The following is an 11796-nucleotide window of genomic DNA, read 5'->3' as shown; positions in this document are numbered from 1 at the left end:
GTGAAAAAACTAAAAAATTTTGAACATAAGGAAACCCCGATGGCAGTCCAATCCACTTACCGCTATAGCCTAACCTTAAATCACCCCACAGAATTTGATGTGGTCAGTTTTGTCTTAACAGAAGGACTTTCTCGCCTGTTTCGGCTTGAACTTGAACTCGCCAGTTTTGATGCCTCGCCCTCTTTTGCTGAGATTTTAGATAACACCGCCACCCTCACTTTCTGGCAAGGTAATTTACCTGTGCGTTATGTCAATGGGATTGTCACCTCTTTTATTCAGGGAGAAACAGGGTTTTCCCGTACTCGCTATAAAATGGTGATTGAGCCTAATTTAGTGCGAGCCAGTCTTCAAGCAGATAATAAAATCTTCCAACAACAAACAAGCGAAACGATTATTCGTACTTTACTCAGTAAAAACCACGTTTCTCAAGTCCAATTTCATCTCTCGGAATCCTATTGGCAACGGGAATACTGCGTCCAATACCGAGAAACGGATTTAGCCTTTATTGAACGTTTGGCAGCGGAAGAAGGTTCGTATTACTATTTTGAACATAGCGCGGATAAGCACTGTTTACACTTTGCTAATAACACCGCCTTATCAGAACAAAAAGGTGAATTACGGTATAACCCCGTGCCAGCAGGCGAACGTCCAGAGCCTGCCTTATGGCATTGGGCGTATGAAGCAAAACTCAGCACCAGTCAGCAAACCTTACGTGATTACACGTTTACCCACCCCCGTTATCATCAAGAGCATAAAGCCTTAAACACTCAACCCTCGGTATTAGGTGAAAACTTGGCACAAGCGAGTTATGAAAAATATGACTATCCGGGACGATATAAACAAGATGCACAGGGTGAACCGTTTAGTCGTTACCGTTTAGAATACGAACGCCGAGAAGCGGAAGTGGCAATAGCCAATGGTGATGATTTACGGGTAATACCGGGTTATCGTTTTAGCTTAAACGGTCATCCGAGAAATCACTTTAACCAAAGCTGGTTAATCGTTGAAGTAGAACATCGGGGTTATCAACTGGGTATTCTGGAAGAAGAAGCGGGTGAACAAGGTAACCGCTATGAAAACCGTATCAAGCTGATACCCTGCCAAACCCAATGGCGACCTACGCCACAACCAAAACCACGCGTGGATGGACCGCAGATTGCCCATGTGGTGGGTCCTGCGGGAGAAGAGATTTACTGTGATGAATGGGGACGGGTAAAAATCCAGTTTCCTTGGGACAGAGAGGGACGAGAAGATGAAAACAGCTCTTGCTGGGTCCGAGTGAGTCAGGCGTGGGCGGGAACACAGTTTGGTAATATAGCGATTCCACGTATTGGACATGAAGTGATAGTGGACTTTTTAGAGGGAGACCCTGACCAACCGATTATTACTGGCAGAACTTACCACAGCACCACAGAACCCCCGTATAATCTACCAGAGCATAAAACTCGGATGAGTATTAAATCCAAAACCCATAAAGGCAGTGGATTTAACGAATTACGTTTTGAAGATGAGAAAGGGCGAGAAGAAATCTTTCTCCATGCAGAAAAAGACCAAAACAATGTAGTCAATCATGATGAAAGCACGCAAATTGGCAATGACCGTACAGAGCAGGTGGGACATGATGAGGTGATTAATATTGGTAATAATCGTACGGAAACTGTGGGGGTAGATGAAAGCATCACTATCTACCGCGACCAACAACGCAGTATTGGTCGTAACCGTATGACTAAAGTTGAAAAAGATGAGATTTTAAATATCAACAATCAACAGCACACCACGATTTATGCGGATTACACTATTGAAACGGGCAACGATTACACGCTTGAAGTATCTGGCTCGGCGGAATGGGAAGCGGGTGAACTTATTGAACATCATGCTGAAATACTCCATGTTGAAGGTTATGAAGAAGTGATAATTGAAAGTCAGGCGGGAAAAGTGATTATCAATGGTGAAGGGATTACGTTGATTGGGGAGGTAACGATAGAGGGGAGTTTGGCTTATGAGAGTGGTTCATTTGATGGTGTCACAGTATTTAATGTAGAATACAATGAAAGTAACCCATTAAATTTACAACGCCCTAAAATTTCCTAAATAATAAGGAAGAAACTATGTCAAGTGAAGATGAACAACAAAAGAAAACAACAATGCCTAACACAGAGAATACTTGGAAACCAGTGATTCCTACGGTGGCTTTTCCCTTAAAGCCTAAATCCAATAATAATAAAAATGTGTTACAGAAATATTTCAACAACCTTGCAAGTGATCCAAGTGCCCGTTTTCTGTTTAATGAAAGCGGACTCTGGCATCAAGGAATTCATTTACGGGCAGAAAAATTCAAATCCAGTGAATTTGATAATGAACAGATTTGTGCTATTGCGGATGGTGAGTTCATCGCCTATAAGGTGGATAGTGCCTATAAAATGGAAGATGAAGATGCGGGAGCGAGCTATTCTACAGGGTTCTTTCTGCTTGAACATAAATTGGAATATCCGAAAGACAACAAGTTGACTTTTTATTCCCTTTACCGCCATACTGCCTGTTTAAGTGAATATGATACAATAGGTGAAGAATACCATACAGTCACTGACACTGGGAATCCTAAAGATAACAATGTTCATATAAAAGATGAAAACGGTAAAATCATTGACACATTGCCAAATGGACGCGAAGTTTTTGTGCGTAAGCTATTTAATACGAAATCTAATCGAGATGAATTGGTATGGTATAAGGATGAGCTAGGAGAAATCAAAAAAAATGGTAATGGTACTTGGACGATTTATAAAGGCTCTTATGCAAAAGAGGAAGAAAAAGGATTAATAAAATCTACAAAAATTGAAAGCATACCATTCTTATTAAAGAATAATTTACCACTATACACAGATACGCCGGTACAAATATCTTTGCCGAAACCAGTTCAAGTAAAAGCTGGTGAAGTGTTAGGGTTCATGGGTGAATACAACCAAACGGAAGAAAACGGAAAACGTTTGTTACATCTTGAAGTGTTTACCTATGATGATATTGAGGCTTTTCGCAATAAAGCCAAGGAAGCATATCAACAGGATAAAAAACAAGACAAAGAGAAACGTAGCTTACCAGATAACTTTTTATATGTTGACCGTAATCAACCTTATTATAGTCTGGTAGGAAAAGAACCAACCCAAATAGGTAAAACCCAGACAGAAATCTTTGTGCCTTTATCAGAGTTAGAAAAGAAAAGCGTCAAAGTGAAAGATGACCAAGGTAAGGAAATAAGCAAAGATTATTATAATATTCAGTCTTATTTACATCAAAGTACCATGAATAGTAATGTGGGCATTTATGTGGACGACTCTCACCTTACTCAAGGCATCATTTTCCCTGGTATGAATGTATTTACCACACAAAGTAATGGGGTAGATATTTTTGACCAGACACTTTGTCATTATTTAAATCCCGATGAGGAAGATTTAGAATCAAAAGAAAAGCTCAATCCGTTATTTAAAGCGATAATGGAGGAGCTGGATTTGGATAAGGAGAAAGGCGAACCCGTGAGATTTGAGGCAGGGAGATTACATCAATTATCACTTGATGCTATTCAACACCGAAGATTTATAGGTATCATTCCAAAACATCAAAGCGAATGGGCAAGCAATCGAGTTCAGCAGTTTGAAGCTCTTTGTAATGTTTTTACTGAACAAAATGACAATCAAACTGCACAAAGAATAAGAAAACGGGTGGGTGATTTATCAATACCGTTAAAAGTAAGAAGTTTTGATACGGATAAGGCGGCTTATTTTATTCATCCGTTGGGGTTGATTGGGGCGTTAATGCCTTATTCGACCTGTTTTTGTCATAGGGATTTTACGGTTGATGAGCTTAAAGATATTATACTGGGTATTAGAAAATTTATGGGTAACAATAATAAAACGTTATTTTACTCTAGAAATTGTCCTCTAGATAATCAAGATAAAAGTTTTACTAGATTAGCAGAAGAAATAAATAAAACTTTTAATACTTGGGGTATTAATACATGTATGAGAAAAATACAATTTTTAACTCAGTGCTATCATGAGAGTGATCAGTTTGCTACAACTTTAGAGTATGCCAGTGGTGAATATTATAATCCACCCAATATTAGAATGAAAACTCATCCAGAGGCTATAAACCATGGGCATACACAAGATGACGATGGACCTAGATACAAAGGGAGAGGTATCATTCAACAAACATGGAGAGATACGCAAATTAAATATTATAAAAATGTTATAGAACGCATTCCTAATTATTTTTTAGGAAAAGTAATAGAAAGTAATAATGTAGAAAAAGAGTTATTTAATAGATCATCAATATTCTCTGAGAGAGTATATTTAAGTAAGACAATAAAAGAATATAAATGTGATTATGCAGCTCTAATTGCCCGAGACTTATTCCTATCATGTGACTCTGCTGGATGGTTTTGGAATAATAAGAAACGACTTGGGCATAATTTGAATTATTTTGCAGATCTAGGTGTGTATGGAAACGGAACTTTGACATGGTTAATTCATGGAGGAGAAAAAACTATAAATCTTCGATTAGATTTATATAGACATTTACGAGATAAAGTATTTGATTATACTAATAAATGCTCTAATAAAATAGCATATCTTAAAGATGATATGGAGAAGAATTCTACTCTTGCGAAAAGAGAATATTGGAAGGATATAAAGAATGAAGAGTATTAGATTTTACCTATTTCTCTGTTGGTTACTGTTCTCGATACATGGTAATTGTTTTAGTAATGTATTTATTGAAGACAATACTTTATATCTTAGCAAGATAGATAATTCTTATTTAAAGTTAGATATAATAAAGTCTTCAGATGATGATATACTTAACGTTGAGATAAATAATACTAATAATAGAATTGATATTTATAGTTCTAACTCATCTAATTCTTCTTACTATGTATTTTCAATAAAATACGATGATAGCAAGAAATCTTTCATTCAAGATAGAATTGAATATGTAGTTCCATGTAGTTATTGTAATGATTTAAGGACGGAATATTGTTCTATGTATCAAAGTAAAGATATATCATTAATAGATTTTTCAGAAGTAAATGATAGGAATTTTGTATGTTATTTTACATATGAAGGAGAAACTAAAGGAATAGAGTTTAATACATTAGATAAGTTAGTTAAAGCATTTGATTCAAATAGGCAATATATGAAGTCTTTTTCTTGTCATGATTTTATCAAAAATATGAATAGATTTTCATTTAAGGAAAAAGATAATTTTGATGAATATAAAAAAATATTGAATCTATTGGAAGAAGAAAATGAATACTCTCTATTGTCATGTATATCCTCTTATTTTGATAATAAAAAAGGCATTGTTAGAAGTAAGAATTTTCTATATGCTAACCCTAGCATTACAAGTAAAACTAAATCGTATTTAGTAAGTGGAGATATAGTTTCTATATTAGATGAAAAAAATATTAGTGGAAGAAAGTGGTATTTTATAAACTATAAAGGCAAAAAAGACATCAATATGTGGATTAAAGCTGAAGCGGTTGATTTCAGTGAAAAGGAATAGCTTAAAAAATTGAAAAATACACCGCACTTTGAAATTATTCAGATTAAAAGTTCGGTGTATTTTTAAGTGAATGTTACATATAACAAGAATGAAAGCGGACTCTGGCACCAAGGAATCCATTTACGGGCAGAAAAATTCAAATCCAGTGAATTTGATAATGAACAGATTTGTGCTATTGCGGATGGTGAGTTCATCGCCTATAAGGTGGATAGTGCCTATAAAATGGAAGATGAAGATGCGGGAGCGAGCTATTCTACAGGGTTCTTTCTGCTTGAACATAAATTGGAATATCCGAAAGACAACAAGTTGACTTTTTATTCCCTTTACCGCCATACTGCCTGTTTAAGTGAATATGATACAATAGGTGAAGAATACCATACAGTCACTGACACTGGGAATCCTAAAGATAACAATGTTCATATAAAAGATGAAAACGGTAAAATCATTGACACATTGCCAAATGGACGCGAAGTTTTTGTGCGTAAGCTATTTAATACGAAATCTAATCGAGATGAATTGGTATGGTATAAGGATGAGCTAGGAGAAATCAAAAAAAATGGTAATGGTACTTGGACGATTTATAAAGGCTCTTATGCAAAAGAGGAAGAAAAAGGATTAATAAAATCTACAAAAATTGAAAGCATACCATTCTTATTAAAGAATAATTTACCACTATACACAGATACGCCGGTACAAATATCTTTGCCGAAACCAGTTCAAGTAAAAGCTGGTGAAGTGTTAGGGTTCATGGGTGAATACAACCAAATGGAAGAAAACGGAAAACGTTTGTTACATCTTGAAGTTTTTACCTATGATGATATTGAGGTTTTTCGCAATAAAGCCAAGGAAGCATATCAACAGGATAAAAAACAAGACAAAGAGAAACGTAGCTTACCAGATAACTTTTTATATGTTGACCGTAATCAACCTTATTATAGTCTGGTAGGAAAAGAACCAACCCAAATAGGTGAAACCCAGACAGAAATCTTTGTGCCGTTATCAGAGTTAGAAAAGAAAAGCGTCAAAGTGAAAGATGACCAAGGTAAGGAAATAAGCAAAGATTATTATAATATTCAGCCTTATCTACATCAAAGTACCACGAATAGTAATGTAGGCATTTATGTGGACGACTCTCACCTTACTCAAGGCATCACTTTCCCTGGTATGAATGTATTTACCACACAAAGTAATGGGGTAGATATTTTTGACCAGACACTTTGTCATTATTTAAATCCCGATGAGGAAGATTTAGAATCAAAAGAAAAGCTCAATCCGTTATTTAAAGCGATAATGGAGGAGCTGGATTTGGATAAGGAGAAAGGCGAACCCGTGAGATTTGAGGCAGGGAGATTACATCAATTATCACTTGATGCTATTCAACACCGAAGATTTATAGGTATCATTCCAAAACATCAAAACGAATGGGCAAGTAATCGAGTTCAGCAGTTTGAAACTCTTTGTAATGTCTTTACTGAACAAAATGACAATCAAACCGCACAAAGAATAAGAAAACGGGTGGGTGATTTATCGATACAGCTAAAAGTAAGAAGTTTTGATACGGATAAGGCGGCTTATTTTATTCATCCGTTGGGGTTGATTGGGTGGTTGGAAAAAGAAAATATTTGTCTTTGTAATAAGGATATTCCTTTAGAAATATTTACAAAAATACCTATACATCACAAAACAGTAGCATCTAAATATTTAGATGATCTAAATGTAGCTTTTAAAAATGCTGGAATAACTACATGTTTAGAAAAAGCATATTTCTTAGCTAATTCTTTACATGAAAGTGCTGAATATACAATTCTGGAAGAATATTTAGGCAGTAAGAGAGAAGAAGATGTTTATGATGGATATAAAGGACGAGGTTTTTTTCAATTAACATGGGAAGCTAATTATCGTGCTTATGGAGCATCTTTAGGAAATGCAGATCAATTTTTAGGTAAAAATAAAGTACGGATTGCAACAGAAAAAGAACATACTATTAATTCAGCGATTTGGTTTTGGAAAAATAAAGGATTAGCTAAACTAGCAAATGATAATGACTTGATAGGAATAAGTGCTATTTTGAATGCGGGCTATAATGGGTTTGACGAACGAGCTAAGTATTTCAAAAGAGCTGTTTTAGCTTTTAATTTAAAGAATTGTCAAAGTATAAATGAGAAAATAAAACAAACGTTGGATAATTATATCCCTTTTATGGAAAGTTATGCTAGTACAAGTAACCGAATAGGAGAATGTTTCGGTTGGGGACTTTGGCATGATCCTGCAACCTCTAAAAAAGGAACAACTAAAGATATCGAAAAAGCCAAAGAAGGATATTCTAAGTTTCTAGAATTAGCTAGAGAAAAACAATATCCTTTTGGAACTAAAAAACGTAAAGATGGAAGTTTAGTTGAGATAAAACGATATTCTTATACAGGAACGCAAGCGGTTTCTTTTGCACAAAAAAGGTTAAGTGAATTATGAAAAAATTAATATTAATATTAATACTTGTTCTTTCAGAAAATACTCTTGCAAATGAGCATTATTTCTGTTTTAAAGAAAAATTAAGTTCAAAATATACTTTATTACTATCTCAGGATTTTTCACATGTGAGATATTATCCTAACAAGAAGAATATAGCACTTAAATTAAAAGAGCAAACTATTATTGATGATGGAGAAAACACTCAAACAAATCATGTTTTTGGATATTATTTATATGAAAAGATAGATGGTAACACTAATGGTATTTATTTTTTTGAACAACAAAAAAATAAAATAGATCATGTTCAATACTTGAATTATAGAACAAAAAAGGAAACAAGTTTTATCCGAGTTCTATATGATGATCTAGATAGTGAGTTTTTAAAGAATATTTGTCTTTAAAGTAATTTGTCAGGTCTGATTTTATACGAATTAGCTGATTACTAAATAAATCTATTCTTGCGAAAAAAACTCCCAAAAGAATGGTTAAAACCTACATAGTAGTTATGAAAAAGAAATTATAGACTATTATGGTGTTAATAGACGTGGCACAGATATGTCTAAAAGATTTTCAGAATTAAAAGGAAAACTAAGTTATGATTAGAAAAATTTTTATTTTGTTATTTATTTTTTCATTTAATGTGTGTGCAAGTGAGAAAGTCATTTATTGAAAATAAAGATTATAAACTTTATAACGAATTTTTTAATATCACAAAACAAAATTGTAATCAGTTGAAACTTTATAATAAAACCCAAAGAAAGGAAGTATATTTGAAAGATCCTGTTGCCAATATATATGCGGATTTATCATCTGCATTTTGTACTTCAAATAAGAATGAATATAGTTTAGATATTTTTGTAAGTAGTAAAAATGAATTTAGTGAACTAGAACATTTATTAAGGGTAAATTATGATATTAATTTTGTTGTATCTGATGGTCTATACAGTCAAAATGAAGTTCGTGCTAGATGTGTTATACTAGATCTTAAAAATGCTATATTTACTTTTGAAGGAAATGCAAGGGAAGACAAAATATGTATAGAGCAAAATTATTTATCTTATTATTTGTCTGAAGTTGGATACCCAATAACTTGGGATAAATTATTTATACATTTGGCATCAGATAAGAATGATAAGAGTATTAATAATGTAAGTCATTATATTGGCATTTTAGTTACTCTTGATCCTAATGTTGATGCTATAAAAAAATTAGTTGATCTTGCTGATCAAAATAGCCTTTTTTCACAAAAAACTATAGCTAAAAAATCTTATTTATATAATTTTTATTTTAAGAAATCAAAATTATATTTAATTCAAGGTGATAAAGTGAAAATATTAGCTAGTGTAGGTGATTGGTACTTTATTAACTATAAAGGCAAAAAAGACATCAATATGTGGATTAAAGCTGAAGCAGTTGATTTCAATGAAAAGGAATAGCTTAAAAAATTGAAAAATACACCGTACTTTGCAATTATTCAGATTAAAAATGCGATGCATTTTTACTAAATTTTAAATATAACAAGAATGAAAGCGGACTCTGGCATCAAGGAATTCATTTACGGGCAGAAAAATTCAAGTCAAGTGAATTTGATAATCAACAGATTTGTGCTATTGCGGATGGTGAGTTCATCGCCTATAAGGTGGATAGTGCCTATAAAATGGAAGATAAAGATGCGGGAGCGAGCTATTCTACAGGTTTCTTTCTGCTTGAACATAAATTGGAATATCCGAAAGACAACAAGTTGACTTTTTATTCCCTTTACCGCCATACTGCCTGTTTAAGTGAATATGATACAATAGGTGAAGAATACCATACAGTCACTGACACTGGGAATCCTAAAGATAACAATGTTCATATAAAAGATGAAAACGGTAAAATCATTGACACATTGCCAAATGGACGCGAAGTTTTTGTGCGTAAGCTATTTAATACGAAATCTAATCGAGATGAATTGGTATGGTATAAGGATGAGCTAGGAGAAATCAAAAAAAATGATAATGGTACTTGGACGATTTATAAAGGCTCTTATGCAAAAGAGGAAGAAAAAGGATTAATAAAATCTACAAAAATTGAAAGCATACCATTCTTATTAAAGAATAATTTACCACTATACACAGATACGCCGGTACAAATATCTTTGCCGAAACCAGTTCAAGTAAAAGCTGGTGAAGTGTTAGGGTTCATGGGTGAATACAACCAAATGGAAGAAAACGGAAAACGTTTGTTACATCTTGAAGTTTTTACCTATGATGATATTGAGGTTTTTCGCAATAAAGCCAAGGAAGCATATCAACAGGATAAAAAACAAGACAAAGAGAAACGTAGCTTACCAGATAACTTTTTATATGTTGACCGTAATCAACCTTATTATAGTCTGGTAGGAAAAGAACCAACCCAAATAGGTGAAACCCAGACAGAAATCTTTGTGCCGTTATCAGAGTTAGAAAAGAAAAGCGTCAAAGTGAAAGATGACCAAGGTAAGGAAATAAGCAAAGATTATTATAATATTCAGCCTTATCTACATCAAAGTACCACGAATAGTAATGTAGGCATTTATGTGGACGACTCTCACCTTACTCAAGGCATCACTTTCCCTGGTATGAATGTATTTACCACACAAAGTAATGGGGTAGATATTTTTGACCAGACACTTTGTCATTATTTAAATCCCGATGAGGAAGATTTAGAATCAAAAGAAAAGCTCAATCCGTTATTTAAAGCGATAATGGAGGAGCTGGATTTGGATAAGGAGAAAGGCGAACCCGTGAGATTTGAGGCAGGGAGATTACATCAATTATCACTTGATGCTATTCAACACCGAAGATTTATAGGTATCATTCCAAAACATCAAAACGAATGGGCAAGTAATCGAGTTCAGCAGTTTGAAACTCTTTGTAATGTCTTTACTGAACAAAATGACAATCAAACCGCACAAAGAATAAGAAAACGGGTGGGTGATTTATCGATACAGCTAAAAGTAAGAAGTTTTGATACGGATAAGGAGGCTTATTTTATACATCCGTTGGGGTTGATTGGGTGGTTGCTAAAATCCAAAACTTGGCAAGGAGATTTTATTCGATTTAGATTAAATAATGATAAAGATTATGTTATTTCAAAGGAGCCTATCCCATATTTTGTGTAAACACCAATTTCACTTAAAGGTGATCATTTAAGCGATCACCAAATTCTAGCACATGTATTCTTAGGGCAATTCTCAGGTCGTGATGCAGCGTTACACTTTGGTTTAGCAAGCTCTGGAATTATTAGCTAATGGTTAAAACCCTTTGAAAAACAAGGTATAAATGGCTTATTATCCAAACCAACAGGTCCTCCGAGTATGAAGCCTAAATATCCCAAAATGCCACCTAAACCTAGAACCCGTGAAGAAGAACTTGAACTTCACATTTTAAAACTTGAAGCGGAGAACGCTTTTCTAAAAAAGTTGGATGAGATTATCAAACGAGAAGACGGGAAACGGCAGAAGCCATCCAAGCCTTAATATTACGCTATCCCTTAGCTTTGTTGCTCGAAATTACGGGACTTTCTCGTAGTGTGTTTTTCTATCATATCAAGCCTAAAACGGATAAAGATGAAGCACTTAGAGCCGAAATTAAGAAAATAAAAGCAAGACATCCTGAATATGGCTATCACCGTGTAGCTGCGGAATTAAAAGGACTGAGTCCGATACAATATCATCGTCAGTCCTTGATATAAGTGTCTAACTTTTTGGGGGCAGAGCAAAATTATGTCTTTAGATTGTTACAAGATTGG

The 11796-nt window shown here is 34.2% G+C and carries 8 protein-coding genes and 1 pseudogene; all 9 read left to right on the top strand.

Annotated features, from left to right (window positions below):
- Positions 1-39 precede the first annotated feature (39 nt).
- The 9 genes and pseudogenes from O1Q80_RS00510 to O1Q80_RS00470 all read left to right on the top strand — a co-directional run bounded on the left by O1Q80_RS00510 (position 40) and on the right by O1Q80_RS00470 (position 11739).
- Positions 40-2091, top strand: a complete 2052-nt coding sequence (locus O1Q80_RS00510) for a type VI secretion system Vgr family protein (RefSeq protein WP_386695040.1) — start codon at positions 40-42, stop codon at positions 2089-2091.
- 17 nt (positions 2092-2108) lie between these two features.
- Positions 2109-4703 (top strand): glycoside hydrolase family 19, encoded by a 2595-nt coding sequence (locus O1Q80_RS00505; protein ID WP_386695039.1) that lies wholly within the window; start codon positions 2109-2111, stop codon positions 4701-4703.
- Positions 4690-5556: a hypothetical protein gene (locus O1Q80_RS00500; protein WP_386695037.1), complete on the top strand. Its 867-nt coding sequence runs from the start codon at positions 4690-4692 to the stop codon at positions 5554-5556. Before O1Q80_RS00505 ends, O1Q80_RS00500 begins: the two co-directional genes overlap by 14 nt.
- Before the next feature lie 66 nt (positions 5557-5622).
- Complete coding sequence (locus O1Q80_RS00495; protein WP_386695036.1) at positions 5623-8025, top strand: glycoside hydrolase family 19 protein; 2403 nt, start codon at positions 5623-5625, stop codon at positions 8023-8025.
- Positions 8022-8426, top strand: coding sequence for a hypothetical protein (locus O1Q80_RS00490; protein ID WP_386695034.1), 405 nt, complete (start codon positions 8022-8024; stop codon positions 8424-8426). The genes O1Q80_RS00495 and O1Q80_RS00490 overlap by 4 nt, the downstream gene beginning before the upstream one ends.
- A 369-nt stretch (positions 8427-8795) precedes the next feature.
- Positions 8796-9461: a hypothetical protein gene (locus O1Q80_RS00485; RefSeq protein WP_386695032.1), complete on the top strand. Its 666-nt coding sequence runs from the start codon at positions 8796-8798 to the stop codon at positions 9459-9461.
- 221 nt (positions 9462-9682) lie between these two features.
- The gene (locus O1Q80_RS00480) at positions 9683-11167 is read left to right on the top strand and encodes a hypothetical protein (RefSeq protein WP_386695030.1); all 1485 of its coding nucleotides are present in this window, start codon (positions 9683-9685) and stop codon (positions 11165-11167) included.
- Between the two features lie 54 nt (positions 11168-11221).
- Positions 11222-11471: pseudogene (locus tag O1Q80_RS00475) on the top strand (helix-turn-helix domain-containing protein); the annotation flags it as partial.
- Positions 11472-11544: 73 nt separating this feature from the next.
- The gene (locus O1Q80_RS00470; protein WP_386695028.1) at positions 11545-11739 is read left to right on the top strand and encodes a hypothetical protein; all 195 of its coding nucleotides are present in this window, start codon (positions 11545-11547) and stop codon (positions 11737-11739) included.
- The last annotated feature ends 57 nt before the right edge of the window (positions 11740-11796 follow it).

Source organism: Lonepinella sp. MS14435 (assembly GCF_042485795.1).
GTDB lineage: Bacteria > Pseudomonadota > Gammaproteobacteria > Enterobacterales > Pasteurellaceae > Lonepinella.
Note: the sequence above shows the minus strand (reverse complement) of the source record. Positions and strands in the feature narration are given on the sequence as shown.